Genomic DNA, 16,789 nt, shown 5'->3' with positions numbered 1-16,789 from the left:
AAACAGACGGATAGCCGAGATGTAACTTTGCTTCTTTATAATGAGAACCATAACAGAAAGGACGTGTTATGGTTGCTTACCATTAATAACTTGGTCAAACGTCGCGGATCTCAAGAAATTTTATCAGGTATCAGTTTTACAGCAAGACCAGGTAGAGTAACTGGTTTTTTAGGTCCGAATGGGGCGGGTAAAAGTTCTACACTTCGCATTCTGCTTGGATTAGATCGTGCTACCTCAGGGAGCGCACTGATTAATGGAAAGCCATTCGCAGAATTACATAATCCTCTAGGGGCAGTAGGTGCCGCTTTGGATGGACTTGGAGCTCACCCTATGCGAACAGGACGGGCGCATTTGCGATGGATGGCTCGTGCCGCAGGATTGTCCCGCTCGCGTGTCGAGGAAGTTCTGGAAATCGTAGGCCTTACTAATGCAGCTGGTAAAAGAGTTGGGAAGTATTCCCTTGGTATGGGGAGAAGACTTGGAATGGCAGCCGCACTGCTTGGCGATCCCCCAATATTAGTTTTAGATGAACCCGTAAACGGGCTCGACCCGGAAGGAATTCGATGGATCCGGACATTTTTACGTGAACGTGCTGCGTCTGGTAACACGGTGTTGCTATCCAGTCATCTAATGGGAGAGCTTGCAGAGACTGTGGATGATGTAGTGATTATTCATCATGGAAAAATCGTTGCAGATGGAACATTGGAGGAAGTAATAGGTAACCATTCTACGCTGGAGAAAGCCTTTTTCGCCCTGACATCTGAACATGCAGGTGATGTTGTATGAGAGCATTCAACGCTGAATTATCGAAATTGTTCTCCCTGCCAGGTATTTGGCTGGCCTTTCTGATTGGAGCAATTGCCCCAGCGCTCATTGCTGCGCTGGACAGTACAGCACAAAAAGAGGAGATTATAGCTGGAGTTAGCACACGGCTATCGGAAGTTGGCTATATCGGATTAGCTCTTGGTGTGCAAGGTGTCATTATTCTAGGTGTGCTTGCCGTCAGCAGTGAGTATTTGACAGAGAGCCGTGAATCGGGTGGAGGACAACAGATTACAACAAGTTTAACTGCTGTTTCATCCCGGCTTCATTTTTTGCTGGCAAAGGCAGGCGCTGTGGCAGGGATCAGCATACTGCTTTGTATTGTTGCTATGATGACAACGGTGTCAGCAACGCATCTCATTCTTGGTGAATACGCCCCTGCATTTGAATGGACTAAACTGATCGGTGCAGTTTGCTACTGGACATTCACTGCTCTTCTAGCATTTGGGATTACTGCTCTAACTAAGAATGGCATTATTCCGCTTGCTGTGCTCATCATAAATACATCCGTTGTATCATTCAGTTTCCTGCTTTCCAAGGTTACAAAGTTGGCGTTATACTTACCGGATAGGGCTGGCCTTGACATGTTTATGCCTATGAGCGACAGCTTTCATACCCCGTTCACAGGCGGGATAGTCATGTTTGCTTGGGTAGTCGTTCTGTTCATTGCTGCAGCTATTGTATTCCATAGGAGGGACGTTGCATCATGAGTGTCTCTTCGAGCAGAAAGATAACACTAATCCTGAGTGCTGAACTGGATAAAATGGTTGCATTACCATGGACATGGCTCACCCTTATGGGTACATTCATGCTTAATTTAGCTTTAGCCGCAGCTTATACTTCGGTTGGTCTACAAGGTGCAGCGGGGACGCAAAGTATACTGAATATTGGACTTGCTTCCATGGGATATCTTCAAGCAGGGTTCATCATTCTTGGGATATTAGCTACTTGTTCGGAGTATACCGGCGGACAAATTCGGACGACTTTAACGGCGATGCCTTGGCGGGGAATTCAATTATTCACGAAGCATTTGGCATTGGCCACTATAACCATTCCTGTGGCGTTTATTATAGCTGCATCAGGTATGCTATATACTCTTATAATGATGAAAGACACGGCAGTAGGGGTCGAAATAGACACACTGTTAAAAGCAATAGCAGGTGCAGCAGGCTATCTGACATTAACTACACTTCTAAGTGCAGCTATAGGTGCTTTATTAAGACGAACCACTCCTGCTTTAGTGGTGTTGCTTGGTTACTATTTCATTGTCAGTCCATTATCGAGAAATTTTCTGCCTGGTATTAAAAATTATTTTCCGGATACGGCAGGATATTATATGTATATGCCGCCTGCCTTAGATGAAATAAATGTCCTTACACCCATGCAGGGGACAGGTATTTCAATGTTATGGGCACTGATCTTGATGATAGTAGCTATTGCATTTTACCGTAAACGAGATGCCTAAGTTTAGAATTTTTCTTTGGATGAGAAGGAGGGGGGAGTAAAAATACCCCAGTTGTGCTATGTTATGTATAGCCTGTATGAAGATGCGGAGGTGACGTAAATGAGAACTGAAAAAGAAATGTTTGATTTAATTCTAGAAGTTGCTCAAAAGGATGAACGAATCCGTGCGGTTTACATGAACGGTTCGCGTACCAATCCTAATGCTCCCAAGGATATTTTTCAGGATTATGACATTGTTTACGTAGTAACCGAAACTTCATCTTTTATAAAAGACGAGACATGGGTAAATGTATTTGGTGATTTGCTTATGATGCAAGAGCCTGATAAAAATGACCAATCTATAGGCATAGATATGGATTTTAATCGGTCTTACGGATATTTAATGCTATTTACGGATGGAAATCGTATAGACCTTCACATAGAAACTAAAGAATCTATGCTTGAAGGATATGTTAGTGATAAATTGACAGTTCCTTTATTAGATAAGGATAACTGCCTACCAATCATTTCTGCTCCCACAGATATCGACTATCATGTTAAGAAGCCGACAGAGCCATTATATTTGGGTTGTTGCAATGACTTTTGGTGGTGTCTACAGAATGTTGCCAAAGGAATTTGGCGTGATGAATTACCGTATGCGAAACAAATGTTTGAGCACGTCATCAGACCTCACCTGGATGAGATGATTTCATGGTGGGTGGGTACCCGAAAAGATTTTCAAGTATCTACAGGGAAAATGGGGAAGTACATGAAGAAGCATCTTCCCGAAGCATATTGGGAAATGTATAAGGAAACTTATTCCGGCAGCAACTATGAAAATATGTGGAACTCGATATTCATTTCTTGTGAATTGTTTAGGATTCTAGCCAAGGATGTCGCCGAGTATTTTCAATATTCCTACAATGGCAAAGATGATGCCAATATTACGAATTATCTTAAACACGTTAGGGAATTGCCTATTGATGCAAGAGGTATTTATTGAATGATATTGTGCAAAAATATTATAACTACTACACTACGAAAAAAGAAAGATTTCTTGCTTACTCGGTTCATTTCAAGTGCGTTTTTTGAATATAAGGAGGTGTAATTTTAGAAATGCTCAAATACATTCATCTATTAGGTCAATTTATGATGGCATTCTCTATCTTAGTTGTTGTTTTTAAATTAGGAAGCATTAGTAAAGCGATAACTTTGTTTTCTATAGGATTACTGATATATCTAATTGGAAAATTTTATAAGAGGAATGTACAAAACTAGCAAGACATAAGTATGGCGGGGAAAGGGGAATACGACCACCATTAAAACATAGTGGGATGTTCCTTGATGTATATTGACTACAGATCTACAAGTAGATGTTGAACAGAACGCGACATATTTGATCAGTTACTCGTGTATTTATGGCTTGGACATCGGAGTTCCGTGTAAATATCTTGACTGTTTCAATGGTTTTTACAGCCAGTGAAAAACTAACAAGTATGGCGATAAGGATCAAAATTGGAGTGGCTGAAATATAATATAATGTAGGTAAATTTGTGTCACTTGTACAAGAATCTTTAGAAAAACAAGGGGTTTAACCGCTTTTAATACATATGTACAAAATACGGGTTTTGTGAAGATGTAACTGAATAAAGTTTGGATTATTCGTGGTATCAATCTCCCTTCGTGTCGGAGGACAAGAACATAGTCCCTTATAGGACAAGAACTTGGTCTCATTACCCGAAATAATGAGCCTAATCCGACAGTGCCCGCATGATGTTGGATTTCGCCTCTGCCGCAATCGCTTCATTCCCGTCGTCGACCGCTTGCATTAAGATTAGTATGGGGATGTATACCGCGATCAGCCGCGCCAGCAGCTTCGTTTCCTCGTCCGCTCCTCCGTACGTTTCGAAAAACACGCTGCGAGCGTAAGGTGGTAAAAAGCTATAAGCAACGCTCAAATCGCAAGCTGGATGGCCTACGCTCAGATCGCCCCAATCAATGATGCCGGAAACGATCCCGTTCTCATTCACAAGCATATTTTTGAAATGAAGATCGCCATGTAGCAGTGCATTCACCGCCTCGACACGGTCCTTTTGCAGTCTGCTAATATACGCTTCGATCACACCGGACTCCTCCGGCGACAAGTGTTCAACCAGCTTCGATAGAAAGCCCTCCAATTTCACTTTGCGCGATGCTATGTCCGTCAAGTTTCGATGATCTTGCTGAACTCCGCACTTCAGCGCCGCCTGCACCGGAAACTCATGCAATCTCCGCAAAAATTTCGCCAGCGTCTCTGCCGATAAAGCCCGGCGTTCTTCCGTCAAACCGATTGGGAAATCTCCTGGCACGTAGGCATAGCCAAGAAATGGCGCCGGGTATTCGTCACTTGCTTCGCCAAAAAACAACGGTTTAGGATAGGGGATGGTCATATATGCCTCCATCTGCGGGAGCAGCTTCCCTTCCATACGAATCGAGCCAACTGCAATCGTTCTTCTTGGAAACCGGAACACGTACTCGTCACCGATGAGAAAAACCGTATTGTCCCAGCCCCAGTCCAATCGCTTCACTTGCTTCGATGACAGTTGAGGGAATTGTCTGCCGATCAGCGTCCGCGCCTGCTCTTCGTTAACCTCCCACTTCGCATCCCATACATTCGTTCCTCCCATGAATTGTCTGCCTCCTCGTTCCTTACGTTATTTAGATGTTTACATTCCTTGGAAGTTACGCATAACTGCCCGTTAGTTCAATAAAAAGAACGCTCCCGCGCCTTCGCTTGGGCTACGTCCTCCTCATTATATTCCATTTCCAATCACCTATTAAAGAACGTACGCTGGTAGCATGTAGTGCTTAAACAGGGACTTCGGTTTTCCGTTCCGACCGGATTCTTTTGCAATAGCCACCAGTTCGCCCGCTGTTAAGTTGTCTTAAACCATGTTCATGACTGGTGGCTGCTCAACCTCAACCTTACCAAAGTGAGACCCAATGATTCGCCAGCATTTTTTTGTGGTGAGGTTTTTGCGGAGGGCGGAATTGGTAATCACCGTTTTAATACAAGCGGTAAGAAAACTTCGTCCACAATCTCTGCAATTGTCTGCTCAGACATGGGGCTATTATAAAGGATTAACTCATTGCGGGCCAAATCCCCTAGCAAAGTAAGCATCCGGGGCGTAACGGCTTCGGCCGACACCTCTCCTCGGTCAACGGCTCGCTGCAGAACAATTCTCATTGTCCTGTTATGACGTCCTTGGGGGAATAATAAGGATGCAAGCGGCATCGCCTCGATTTCCGTGATGAGCCCATAGAAAGCATGCATCATCACTTCGGGATTGTTCTGATTCATTGATCTAAGCACGCCGCAAGCATCATCTCGCAAATTCCCGTAATCGGGCACTTCCTCCAGCGGCAGGGGCACGCGTTCCCGGATCGCCGCGAGTACAATCTCAGCACGGTTAGCCCAGCGCCGGTAAAGTACGGCTTTACTTGTTCCCGACCGTTCCGCCACTCCATCCATCGTAAGATTAGAATACCCTCGTTCTTTCAACTCTTCCCGTACCGCTTGTAGTATAGCCGCTTCCAGTTCTTTGCCTCTGCGTCTGCTTTTCAATTTATTTTGATCTTGAGCGTTGGACATATTGTTCTCATGCTCCTTAAAAAATTCGTTGCGTTTCATATAGGGATAGTATATCATATACACGAATAAGAAACTTTTAGTATCTTATCGGCTTGATTAAAAGGAGGTATTCATCTTGCAAACACAAGGTTCCGCAACGCTTGAATCGGCTGAACAGCAACAGCAGGCGGCCGCGAAGAAAATGATGTGGATTCTAATGGTCGGTATGCTGGCCCCGGTATTCGACACGACGATAACCAATGTTGCTATTGATACGTTGGTTCGGGAATTTAATGCCTCGGTATCGACCATTCAATGGGTGATGACCAGTTACCTGCTTGCGCTGGGCATGGTCATTCCCTTCACCGGCTGGGCAGTGGAACGGTTTGGGGGCAAGTCCATTTGGTTATTTTCGCTGGGCATGTTCTTGCTTGGTTCTGTTCTATGCAGCCTGGCGTGGAACGTGGAGAGCCTCATTTTTTTCCGTACTATACAGGGGATCGGCGGAGGATTGCTGATGCCGACGATGCAGACTTTGGGAGTTCGCGCGGCCAGAGGGAAAAATATGGGCAAAATGATGGCCACGGTCAGCTTGCCAATGCTTCTTGGGCCGATATTAGGGCCAGTGCTCGGAGGCCTTATCATTAATCATCTGAGCTGGAGATGGATTTTTCTGGTGAATATTCCGTTTTGCATCGTTGCCATCATATTGGCGTGGAAGGGTTTGCCCAATGAAGAGCGCGGAACCCAAACGTTGCGACTGGATTTGCTGGGACTGATACTACTATCCCCGGCCATCGTGCTCATTATTTACGGTCTTGGAGAAGTAAGCTCCAGCCACGGTTTCGGCCGTGCCGCGGTTCTCGTTCCCGTTATAGCGGGATTAGCGCTTTTGACTGGGTTTGTCGTCCATGCGTTTCGCAAAGGAAACGAAGCGTTGCTTGATGTTAGGCTGTTCCGGGCGCGTTCTTTAACCGTATCCTCAACACTGCTCTTTTTATCCGGTCTGACCACCTATGGGGCAATGCTTCTGCTGCCGTTATACTTCCAGCAAGTCCGCGGCGAATCTGTGCTTTTATCCGGCTTGCTGCTTGCACCGCAAGGGATTGGGATGCTGCTGACCAGATCGCTTGCCGGCAAACTAACGGATCAGATCGGCTCGAAGCCCGTCGTTCTTGTTGGAACCCTGCTTACCTTGCTTGGAACATGGCCATTTACGCAGCTTAGCGCGGATACGAGCTATTATTATTTGAGCGCGGCATTGATCGTACGGGGGGCCGGATTAGGGGCCGTGTTTTTACCGGTTATGGCTTCCGCCTATATTGGGCTGTCTTCGCAGCAAATCCCGCATGCCAGCATCACCACTCGTATTATGCAGCAAATCGGCGGCGCCTTTGGGGCATCGGTTATCGCTATTATTTTGCAGAACGAGCTTAATTCGGTCGTGGCACACGACCCGGCCGCCGTAGCTGTTGCGTTCGATCATTCATTCATCTGGTCGATTGCCTTTTCAGCGCTGGCGCTAATTCCGGCGACACTTCTGCCAAGAATAAAAAGATAAACTTTACTTATCCATATTATTGACGGCTTTTCTCATTTCTTCATCCGTTAAATGCGTATAGATCATCGTGGTTTGGATCGATGAATGCCCGAGCTGATTTTTGAGCCGCGGCACGTCGTTGTTCTCCTGGTGGTAACGCGTCGCGAAGGAATGTCTTAAGGAATGCACCGTTAGCGCCGGTTTGCCGAAGGCGGTCGCATACTTTTCGATGAGCTTTTCGATCGATCTTGGCGTTAACCGCCGGTTTTTGCCTTTCCGGCCGATCGGCGCCGCCAGAAACAAATAATTTTCGGTTTTCTCGGGTTTGTACCGGCTGCTTCGGATCTGCAGATAATTTTCCAGGTCCGATAAAGCTTGCTGGCTAAAATATACGTATTGTTCCTTATTGCCTTTGCGAAGCACGCGGACTTGGCCTTTATTGACGTCGAGATCCTCGATATTGATGCCGGCGACTTCCGATAACCGCAGTCCGGATCCAAGAATCAACGACACGATTGCGGTGTCCCGTTCACGATTAAACTCGTGAAACTGATAAAGCCTTTTGTTATCCTTATTTAACGCGCCAAAATCGTACGCGACGAACTGCCGGAATTGTTCAAAATCATCATTTCGAAGAATTTTGCCTTCGATCCGGTTGGCGATCGTCTCCTGGCTTTCCTTAATCGAATTGAACTCGATTTTGGCCATGACGTTCCGTTCAAGATAGGGCTTCAAATCTACCGTTTCAGCTTTATTCTGCAAATAATCGAAGAGGGACTTTAATGCCGATAACTTACGGTTGATCGTGTATCGGGTATTGCCCAATTGGTACTCCAAAAAGGAAAGAAAGTTTTCGATTTCGCGAACGGTCAGTTTTTCCAGAACCGATAATTCGATTTCTTTGCGGCTTGCGGCGGCAAGCTTTTCCGAAACCAGCCAATCAAAAAAGATAATATAGTCGTGACAATAATTCAGCAGCGTCGTGTGCGAAAGTTTGCGTTTGCGGCTGTCTATGTATTCGGTAACGTACCAAGGCAGCTCGGCCAATTTATCATCGATCCGATTCATGTAATGCGATTTCATTGATTTATCCATTGGTTTGGCCGCACCTCCTTGAAATCATCATAAACCAGATATATTTATTCGTCAAATTATTATTTTACGTAATAATAAAAGCGCCAGCGATCAGAGAAAAAAACTTGCCCCTGTTCCTCCCGACGGTTAATAAATAAAAGTCCCTCCTTTTTATTCGCGGCAGGGTTAATAATTAATGCTATACCGTCCTATTTTCGATAAGCTTGCAATGAGTAGTTTGAGACATCTTGATAAGGCTCTCATGTGCGAGAGCCTTACCGTCTTCTATATTAAATTAAAACGAGTTGGATACTACGAACTGATTCAAACGAAACCGACTTGAAGGACGTCCAGGCTTAAGGGCCAGACCGACGCAAATTAACATAACCGGCGCGTAACGAACCGGAACGTTGAACGTCTTAACGAACTTTTCCCGATCATAGCCAACCATTGGGCATGTATCATAGCCCATCGCTTTGGCCGTAATCATCAGTTGCATAGCGAACAGGCCGGCATTGCTGAATGCAGAATCGCGAGCAAATTGAGAGTCTTGGTAATGGTCGGCGATTTGAGTAGCCAGACGGACTTTAACTTCTTGCGGCACCTTCCCTGCTTCAACCGCCGGTCCATAAACGATTTCCGTGTTTTTATTCGCTTCCAGATCGCCAAGCACTGCAATCACGACGGAGCTTTGTACGATTTGTTGCTGACCGTTAGCGATTGGAAGCAATTTTTCTTTTTGCGTTGGATCGTCGATCAAGAGAAGCTTCCAATGCTGTAAGTTCCAAGCAGATGGAGCTGTCGCAGCAGTCGTCAATAATTTATCAAGATCCGGCTTTGGAATTTTAAAGTTGGCTTGATATTCTCGAACGGAATGTCGTCCTTCCAAAACGTTAAAAACAGCGGCTTGTTCTTGAGTGCTCATTTTCTCCTCCAAGGATACGTAGTTTATTCAATAGTTCCAAAACTAAGCGGTAAGTGTTCATTTTTCGACGGCCTGGATTATGCGATTACAAGATCCCTTTGCTGGATCCGGCAACTTCTCCCCCTTTATTACGAACATCTCTTTCTTAAAATTAAAGGTTCCAGCATTCAATTTTGGAAATCGGCATTGACCGTTACTTCTTTCCATTCTTCGATGTGTTTCAGTAACGTTGTATATTTGTCTATCGCTATATGGTAAGCATCCGATCCAAGCAATAATCGAAGCGGCGGTTTCTCAGACTCGGCAATGCCAACGATTGCCTGTGCAGCTTTTCTTGGGTCTCCGGGCTCATTTCCATGGCCTTCTCCGCTTATAAATGGAGAGATAAGATCCTCATATTCCTGGATCGCTGATTTCGTTTTAGCGGCTGAGCGTCCGGCCCAATCCGTACGGAAATTGCTGGGTTCAATCAAAGTTACACGAATATTAAATGGCGCCACCTCTTTCGCAAGAGCCTCCGATATACCTTCAACGGCGTGTTTCGAGCCATTATAGTAACCGACTCCAGGAAAAGAAGCGAAACCTCCAATTGACGAAATATTAATAATATGTCCTGATCGCTGGCTTCTCATATAAGGTAAAACCGCGCTGGTCATATGCATTAGACCCCAAAAGTTGATCTCGAACATTTTTCGGGTTTCTTCTTCGTCGGCTTCTTCAATGGAGCTAAAATAACCGATTCCGGCGTTATTGACGAGTACGTCGATCCGCCCAAATTTCTCATTTGCGGCATTTACTGTATTTACGATTTGATCGGGTTTGGTAACGTCGAGTTCCACTGCCAGAACGTTGTCAGGATTCCCGTTAACCAAATCGGTGATCGAATCAAGTTTCCTAGCTGTAACAACCACGTTATTACCGGCTTTAATCGTTGCTTTTGCTAGTTCTCTACCGAATCCGGTGGAACATCCGGTGATCAGCCAAACGCTGCTTTTATTCATTTATCTCTCTCCCTTTTAATTGATATTTTTGATGCAAAAAAAACTTAAGCCCTAGAGCATAGTCTAAGTCAAGCATCTTGCGTGAATTTTTTTGCTATCGAATACCTTCTTGACTTAAGGCCCAAACTAACCTATACAATAATTATTATTTTATAAAAAAGGTGGATAATACATTGGGATATACCATTAGTCAGGTTGCCGGCAGGACAGGATTATCTGTACATACATTGCGCTACTATGACAAACAAGGCTTATTACCCTTCGTTGATCGTAATAAGGCTGGCAACAGAGACTTTAAAGAGAGTGATTTTGAATGGCTTGGAGTAATAACATGTTTGAAAAATAGCGGTATGCCGGTAAAAAAGATCAGACAGTATATTGAATGGGGTATGCAAGGAGACGCCACATTAAAGCAGCGACTTGAAGTATTTGAAACTCATAAAAAAGTAGTTGCGGAGAAAATTGCTGAACTGGAAAAGTATATGGAGAAAATAGATTATAAGATTTGGTATTACAAAACAGCTTTAGATATTGGGACGGCATCGATACATACACAAAATAATTGCGTATTTACAGAGGAAATGAAGCGTTAATAAAAAAGTTTGCGACATCAAAAAGATTATATCCTTAGCTAAAGATCACTGAATGCAATTCCATCGGGAATGTAAGCAAAAAGCCCGGCCTTCAGCCCGGGATGCATCTCCCCCACAATCCTAGCCGATGGTCGGACTCTTTTGTTTGTACATCATTTGCTTACAACATTAACCGCAACTTGTTCTTCATTATTTACAAATTCGCCAGATATTTTGCGGTACGGATCATTTGGCTGGTAAAGGAGTTTTCATTATCGTACCACGCTGCGATTTTTACCAATGTATCCGTTCCGAGCTCCGTTACTTTTGTCTGAGTCGCATCAAACAAGCTGCCGTAAGTCATGCCGATGACATCGGAGGAAACAAGTTCTTCCTCGGTATATCCGTACACCTCCGATGTGGACTGCGCCATTTTCTCGTTGACCTGCTCCGCTGTTACCGAGCCGGTCACAACGGCGGTTAATTCCGTCAGCGATCCTGCCATGACCGGAACTCTTTGCGATGTCCCGTCCAGCTTGCCGTTTAATTCCGGAATAACGAGTCCTATCGCTTTTGCCGCCCCGGTTGTGGTGGGAATAATGTTGCCGGCCGCAGAGCGGGCCCGGCGCAAATCGCCTTTGGCATGTGGGCCGTCAAGGGTATTTTGGTCGTTTGTGTAAGCGTGTATTGTGGTCATAAAGCCCTTTTGGATCGGCGCCAGTTCATTCAAGAAATACACCATTGGAGCAAGGCAATTCGTCGTGCAGGATGCGGCCGAAACAATCGTATCGTCTTTGGTCAACGTGTGTTCGTTGATGCCGTACACGACAGTCGGAACATCGTTCCCGGCGGTAGTGGATATAAGTACCTTTTTTGCGCCCGCTTCAATGTGCGCTGCCGCCCCTTTTTTAGATGCGAAAAAGCCTGTACATTCCAAAACAACATCGATTTTCAATTCTTTCCACGGGAGTTTTCCGAGGTCCTTTTCGGCATAGATCGGAATTTCCAAGCCATTTACGATCAAGCTGTTATCGCTATAATCAATTTTTTCGGCATAATGTCCTTGCGTTGTATCGTGCTTTAGCAAATGCGCCAGCATTTTAGGGCTCGTAAGATCATTGATGGCCGCAATGCGAAATCCTTCCATATCAAAAAGCTGCCGAAACGCCAGCCTCCCGATTCTGCCAAAACCGTTAATTGCAATATTGATCTCCATCCTGATATAACCACCTTTCTTTGTTTTCGTCCTTATTATATCCCTGTGGTTTTTGTGATACACTGTCATAAAAGAAGTATTTGACTATACTATCTGTCAGGTGAAAATCATGCCGCAAGTGGATCGCCACAAAAAAAGAACGCTGAAAATCGAATTTGTCGCCGCCGAGGATTTTGAGTCTCTTCCCTATCCGGAGCGGTTTACTTTAATCTTTATTACGTCCGGAAGCATATCCGGCTCGCTTAATGAGCGCCCGATATCCGTTTCTGCCCCGGGGATTCTTTGTTTGTCCAAAGACGATAAGCTGCAGATTTCCGATAAACATAACGTCTTCGCGCAATCGTTTAGCTATCATCCTGATTTTCTGAACACCATCCGGATTTCCGAAACGGAAGATTATTTTCCGGCTAATCTCAAAATACAATCGGGCCTTTCGCTTTTTCAAGGCGGCTCTACTCGCACCGCAGTACCACATGTAACCGAAGAAGCCTATCCGAAATTATTTGAATGGTTTTTTGTGCTCGGAACGGAAGTCTATGCGCAAAGCGATGCGCGCTGGGTGTGCAGAATCAAAAAATACCTCATTCAAATACTGGGTTTGCTTGAGGATTTGAACCGCCAAAGCGAACAATCGCCTGTGGATTTGGTTTTGGAATATATACACACCCATTATCCCGATAAAATTATTTTGCAAGATTTAACGAATTGTGCGCATTTGAACCGCGTGTCTCTCAACAAAATGTTTCAGGAAAGATGCGGGAGCACGGCGATGGGCTACTTGCTGTCGCACCGCTTGAAGGTTGCGGGGGATCTTCTCTCTCATACAGACATGAGCTTAAATGACATTGCGCGTTCCACCGGATTTGAGTATGACACTTATTTCATCAAACAATTCACGGCTAAAAGAGGACTGTCTCCTACAGCCTATCGGAATATTTCCCGCAAGTTCTCTACGGCCCAATAAGGGTTAAAGGAGAGCCGATCAAGCGGCCCGGAATAAACGAAAAGAGGATATCCAAAAGTCATCTATGCTGGCTTTTGGATATCCTCTAAAATTTATCACAAACAACAGAGCAGAAATCCCCTGCCAGATCGAAGCCAGATTCCGGACCGACTTCGAGGATTTGCGTCAGAACAAATGGTCTGCTCTGGTCAACGATCCCCAAACGAAGCATCCCTGCGACACTCAAAATAGCAGTCTTATATGGCCTTATTTCCACTGAGAGGCCTCATTCTGAATGAATAGCGCCGTTTTATGGCTTTATTTCTTCAGAAGAGTTCCTTTTCCCCTCGCTTTTGGATGTTTTCCCGAAATACGACCATTTTGTACTGCTATTTTCGGGAAAATGCGGTTTTCGAGAAACCGCCGCGCGCGGACCTGCGCACCGTGCATCATGGGCTATTCGTTTAATTCCCTTGGCTCCCTCTTCTGGAACCTCCCGGCCTTATCCAAAAGGTTCATCAGCGCCGGGAACAAAATCGGCAGCATGATCAAGCTCAGAAGCGCCAGCCCGATGATTACTCCAATGGCCACTTCGATTAATGTGACCACGCCGGACGGCATCAGCGCCGCAAAGGTTCCGCCCAAAATCACGGCCGCGGAGATGACGACTCCTCCGATGTTTCTCGAGGCCATCGTAATGGCGTGCGTGGGGCTTCCCTCAATCTCCCGGTACCGCATCATCAGGAAGATGCTGTAATCCACGCCGAGCGTGATGATCATAATGAAGGTAAAGAACGGTACGTTCCAGCTTAAGCTGTCGACGCTTAGCGGCGTGGTGGCGATCAGTTCATTGACGCCAAGCGCGATGTGATAGGTCAGATATAAAGAGCCGATGATGAATACCGGCGGCCAGAAGGAACGCGTAATGAGAATCAGCATGATCCCGATCCCGATCAGCATGATGGCGGATGTTCGATCGAAGTCTCCCCCGGCAATGTCCTGCAGATCCAGGTTTTGCTGCGTTACTCCTCCCAACGCGAGTCTGGCATCCGCGAGCTCCGTCCCCTTCAAAGCGGAATCCAGTTGGGCGTTCAAATGATTAACCGTATCCATGGCTTCTCTGGAATAAGGGTTCGATTCCAAAATGATGGTGATTTCTGCGGTTTTCCGGTCTTTCGACATATACGTATCCAGCGACTGCTGAAAATCCTTGCCCTTCAATACATCTTCGGGGATATAAAAGCTTTGGGATGCCGCGGATTGACTCAGGTTATCCAGGTAATCCGACGCCGAATCCAGCCCTTCCGAAATGCTGGCAAGTCCTTCCGTGCTTTGGCCCAGCCCCTTTTTCAGCTCATTCATTTTGCCTTGCAGGCCTTGCAAGCCGTCATACAATTGCTGTTGGCCGCTGCCGATTTTCTCGAGCCCCGCTTCGACATCCGAGGTTTTGGCGGCAATTTGGCCAGAACCTTTGGCCCCGCTGGCTAACCCCGTTTGCAGCTTGTCGGCTCCAGCCTGAAGCTGATCTACGCCGGCAGTGACCTGCGTCAATCCTCCGCTGATCTCCGCCAAAGAGGTATTCGCTTCTTTAAAACGGTCCATTGCCGAAGCATATTGAGCCGTCAGCGGATCCATCTGCGTATACAGCTCGTTTAGCTGCTTCTGGGCCGCCGCGGCAATGCCGAGCACTTTTTGTACATCGGCGTCGCTCGCCACAGACGGATTGTTGCGTACGACATTCGTCATACTAGCCTCAATTTGCTCGTAGCCGTCCATGGCGCCTTTGATCGAGGTTTTCATAGTCGCGAACAATTCACTATATGAACCAAGGCCCTGCTGGAGTTTGCCGTAACCTTGCTCCAATTGCCGGGTTCCGGCAGATAAAACTTGAATTTTTTCCTTTAATGTCATTAATCCTTCCGAAAGGGATGCCGCTCCGGACGTACCGCTGTGAAGCCCGGCCGTCACTTGGTTCATCGCTTTTTCCAAGGCAGAAACGCCGGTTTTCAGCTCGGCGGTTCCATCGATCAACTGCTCTACATTGCTTAGATCCTCCGTGGATTTAAGCTGGTCGGTAACCGATGACAGTCCGTTTTTGATCGTCCCGACTCCCTCATTTGCTTGCCCAACCCCGTCGCCTACTTTACCGGATTGATCGTTAATGTACAATTCGTCGATTTTCTCCCCGGTTGGACGGGTAGCGCTGTACACCTTGGAAATCCCGTCCGATTTGGAAATTTTACCGGTCAGTTCGTCTAGCGCCTTAAGGGTTTCCTGATTATCGAGCGGACGATCCGCTTGAAGCACCAGGGTGACCGGCGCAGAGAAGCCGGCGGCAAAATGTTGGTCGATCACGTTAATCCCCTGCTTGGATGGATAGGAATCTCCGACTTCAGCCAGGTCGTCATAAGCGAGCTGCTTGCTGTAGCTAAGGAAAAACGGAACACTTAAAGCTCCGACAAGAACGATTGCGACAAACGGCCGCAGCACCGACTGGCGAGACAGGAAGCTCCACAAGCGATTATCCGCATGTCCGGTGAATTTTTTGGACGGCCAAAACATCTTTTTGCCAAGCAAAGTCATGAAAAAGGGATTCAGCGTATTCAGCACAATAATCAGAATGGCGACCCCGAAAGCTACGGCCGAGGTGGCTTGATACAATCTGAATTTGGCCAGCAGCAGGACCAAAAAGCCTATAAATACGGCAAGCCCGCTGTACAAGACCGTTTTGCCGGCCGTTTTGAACGTCACTTTTACGGCGGACAATACGTTATCTTGTCTGTTCAACTCTTCTTTAAACCTGGTGTATAGCAAGATGTTGTAGTCCGTGCCTACCCCAAACAATACGACGACCATAAACACCTGCGTAAAGTTGGAGAACGGATAATCGAAGCTTCCGACCATATGTCCGATGATAAATAAAGATACCAGATACGACACGCCAACCGTTAACAACGAAATAAGCGGAATGATCGGGGAACGGAAAACGATGACCAAAATAACCAAAATGAACAGGACGGCAATGACCTCGGTTTTTTGGACTCCGGTCTTAATGGAATCGCTAAAGTCACTGACGACCAATGAAGCCCCGGTCAAATACGTATGAACCTCGGGAATTTTGATGATTTTGTTGAGATCCTCCGCGACTTTATTAACCGGTCTGTTCTCGTCTCTCGTTATGGTGATATTCGCCAGAATTGTCGTCTTGTCCTCGGAGACCAGGCGTTTGGCCTGCTCCTCCCCGTCCAGATAAGTAACGATCTCATTTAAGCGCAGCTCCGATTGTTTGGCTTTCAGGTCCTCAAGCACCCGGTTGATTTCATCCTTTTGCGAATCGCTGAGCGCCTGCTTGCTGCCGCTGTTAAAGACCAGAACAATGGATTGCTCCTCTTTTCCGCTTTCGCTCATTTGCTTGATCATGGAGGATGCGGCGCTGCTCTCCGCCGTTCCCGGCAAAGAGATTTGTCCCTTATCTCTCACCAATTGGTCGAAATCGGGCATATTCAGTAAAGCGACTACCGTGACGAGACACCAGACAATAAAAGAAAGAGTTCGGGCATTCAATAGCTTTTTCAATGTTCACGACCACCTTGATGTAAGTTAGGAATGAATATTCATTCCGTATATAATAAAGATCAATGTA

14 protein-coding genes are annotated in these 16,789 nt (G+C 46.1%); 7 read left to right on the top strand and 7 right to left on the bottom strand.

Annotated elements, in window-relative coordinates; translation table 11 throughout:
* Positions 1 to 72 precede the first annotated feature (72 nt).
* The 4 genes from ACI48K_RS19510 (at position 73) to ACI48K_RS19495 (ending at position 3,268) form a co-directional block, all read left to right on the top strand.
* Positions 73 to 786, top strand: a complete 714-nt coding sequence (locus ACI48K_RS19510; RefSeq protein ID WP_475029299.1) for an ABC transporter ATP-binding protein — start codon at positions 73 to 75, stop codon at positions 784 to 786.
* Positions 783 to 1,532: an ABC transporter permease gene (locus tag ACI48K_RS19505; protein WP_475029298.1), complete on the top strand. Its 750-nt coding sequence runs from the start codon at positions 783 to 785 to the stop codon at positions 1,530 to 1,532. The genes ACI48K_RS19510 and ACI48K_RS19505 overlap by 4 nt, the downstream gene beginning before the upstream one ends.
* A complete protein-coding gene (locus tag ACI48K_RS19500) occupies positions 1,529 to 2,287 on the top strand; it encodes an ABC transporter permease (protein WP_475029297.1) in 759 nt (252 codons plus the stop codon). Before ACI48K_RS19505 ends, ACI48K_RS19500 begins: the two co-directional genes overlap by 4 nt.
* A gap of 99 nt (positions 2,288 to 2,386) precedes the next feature.
* The gene (locus ACI48K_RS19495) at positions 2,387 to 3,268 is read left to right on the top strand and encodes an aminoglycoside 6-adenylyltransferase (RefSeq protein WP_475029296.1); all 882 of its coding nucleotides are present in this window, start codon (positions 2,387 to 2,389) and stop codon (positions 3,266 to 3,268) included.
* Positions 3,269 to 4,016: 748 nt separating this feature from the next.
* On the opposite strand, the gene ACI48K_RS19490 is transcribed toward ACI48K_RS19495, so the two are convergent.
* Positions 4,017 to 4,931, bottom strand: a complete 915-nt coding sequence (locus tag ACI48K_RS19490; protein WP_475029295.1) for a phosphotransferase — start codon at positions 4,929 to 4,931, stop codon at positions 4,017 to 4,019.
* A gap of 371 nt (positions 4,932 to 5,302) precedes the next feature.
* Positions 5,303 to 5,896, bottom strand: coding sequence for a TetR/AcrR family transcriptional regulator (locus tag ACI48K_RS19485; protein ID WP_475029294.1), 594 nt, complete (start codon positions 5,894 to 5,896; stop codon positions 5,303 to 5,305).
* A 115-nt stretch (positions 5,897 to 6,011) separates the two neighbouring features.
* Here ACI48K_RS19485 and ACI48K_RS19480 point away from each other — a divergent pair, with 115 nt between their 5' ends.
* Entirely contained in the window at positions 6,012 to 7,436 is a 1,425-nt protein-coding gene (locus ACI48K_RS19480; RefSeq protein ID WP_475029293.1) for an MDR family MFS transporter, read from the top strand.
* A gap of 3 nt (positions 7,437 to 7,439) precedes the next feature.
* Here the strand turns inward: ACI48K_RS19480 and xerS are convergent, their stop codons facing one another.
* From xerS to ACI48K_RS19465, 3 genes are all read right to left on the bottom strand, one after another.
* Positions 7,440 to 8,510, bottom strand: coding sequence for a tyrosine recombinase XerS (gene xerS / locus ACI48K_RS19475; RefSeq protein ID WP_475029292.1), 1,071 nt, complete (start codon positions 8,508 to 8,510; stop codon positions 7,440 to 7,442).
* A 274-nt stretch (positions 8,511 to 8,784) separates the two neighbouring features.
* Positions 8,785 to 9,414 (bottom strand): nitroreductase family protein, encoded by a 630-nt coding sequence (locus ACI48K_RS19470; RefSeq protein WP_475029291.1) that lies wholly within the window; start codon positions 9,412 to 9,414, stop codon positions 8,785 to 8,787.
* A gap of 167 nt (positions 9,415 to 9,581) precedes the next feature.
* Positions 9,582 to 10,415, bottom strand: coding sequence for an oxidoreductase (locus ACI48K_RS19465; RefSeq protein ID WP_475029290.1), 834 nt, complete (start codon positions 10,413 to 10,415; stop codon positions 9,582 to 9,584).
* 173 nt (positions 10,416 to 10,588) lie between these two features.
* Here ACI48K_RS19465 and ACI48K_RS19460 point away from each other — a divergent pair, with 173 nt between their 5' ends.
* Positions 10,589 to 11,008, top strand: coding sequence for a MerR family transcriptional regulator (locus ACI48K_RS19460; protein ID WP_475029289.1), 420 nt, complete (start codon positions 10,589 to 10,591; stop codon positions 11,006 to 11,008).
* Between the two features lie 193 nt (positions 11,009 to 11,201).
* On the opposite strand, the gene gap is transcribed toward ACI48K_RS19460, so the two are convergent.
* Positions 11,202 to 12,203, bottom strand: a complete 1,002-nt coding sequence (gene gap / locus ACI48K_RS19455) for a type I glyceraldehyde-3-phosphate dehydrogenase (RefSeq protein WP_475029288.1) — start codon at positions 12,201 to 12,203, stop codon at positions 11,202 to 11,204.
* A 109-nt stretch (positions 12,204 to 12,312) separates the two neighbouring features.
* On the opposite strand from gap, the gene ACI48K_RS19450 reads away from it, so the two are divergent.
* The gene (locus ACI48K_RS19450; protein ID WP_475029287.1) at positions 12,313 to 13,167 is read left to right on the top strand and encodes an AraC family transcriptional regulator; all 855 of its coding nucleotides are present in this window, start codon (positions 12,313 to 12,315) and stop codon (positions 13,165 to 13,167) included.
* Between the two features lie 435 nt (positions 13,168 to 13,602).
* Here ACI48K_RS19450 and ACI48K_RS19445 read toward each other — a convergent pair whose 3' ends face one another.
* A complete protein-coding gene (locus tag ACI48K_RS19445; RefSeq protein WP_475029286.1) occupies positions 13,603 to 16,722 on the bottom strand; it encodes an MMPL family transporter in 3,120 nt (1,039 codons plus the stop codon).
* Between the last annotated feature and the right edge of the window lie 67 nt (positions 16,723 to 16,789).

This window comes from Paenibacillus terrisolis (genome assembly GCF_056171975.1).
The sequence above is the reverse complement of the archived record's forward strand: the minus strand, read 5'-3'. Positions and strand labels throughout refer to the sequence as shown.

Excerpts from the sequence above, each read along its gene's own strand:
- ACI48K_RS19485 (WP_475029294.1), bottom strand. The coding sequence starts at position 5,896 with ATGTCCAACGCTCAAGATCAAAATAAATTGAAAAGCAGACGCAGAGGC.
- xerS (WP_475029292.1), bottom strand. The coding sequence starts at position 8,510 with ATGGATAAATCAATGAAATCGCATTACATGAATCGGATCGATGATAAA.
- ACI48K_RS19500 (WP_475029297.1), top strand. The coding sequence starts at position 1,529 with ATGAGTGTCTCTTCGAGCAGAAAGATAACACTAATCCTGAGTGCTGAA.
- ACI48K_RS19465 (WP_475029290.1), bottom strand. The coding sequence starts at position 10,415 with ATGAATAAAAGCAGCGTTTGGCTGATCACCGGATGTTCCACCGGATTC.
- ACI48K_RS19490 (WP_475029295.1), bottom strand. The coding sequence starts at position 4,931 with ATGGGAGGAACGAATGTATGGGATGCGAAGTGGGAGGTTAACGAAGAG.
- ACI48K_RS19450 (WP_475029287.1), top strand. The coding sequence starts at position 12,313 with ATGCCGCAAGTGGATCGCCACAAAAAAAGAACGCTGAAAATCGAATTT.
- gap (WP_475029288.1), bottom strand. The coding sequence starts at position 12,203 with ATGGAGATCAATATTGCAATTAACGGTTTTGGCAGAATCGGGAGGCTG.
- ACI48K_RS19505 (WP_475029298.1), top strand. The coding sequence starts at position 783 with ATGAGAGCATTCAACGCTGAATTATCGAAATTGTTCTCCCTGCCAGGT.
- ACI48K_RS19495 (WP_475029296.1), top strand. The coding sequence starts at position 2,387 with ATGAGAACTGAAAAAGAAATGTTTGATTTAATTCTAGAAGTTGCTCAA.
- ACI48K_RS19470 (WP_475029291.1), bottom strand. The coding sequence starts at position 9,414 with ATGAGCACTCAAGAACAAGCCGCTGTTTTTAACGTTTTGGAAGGACGA.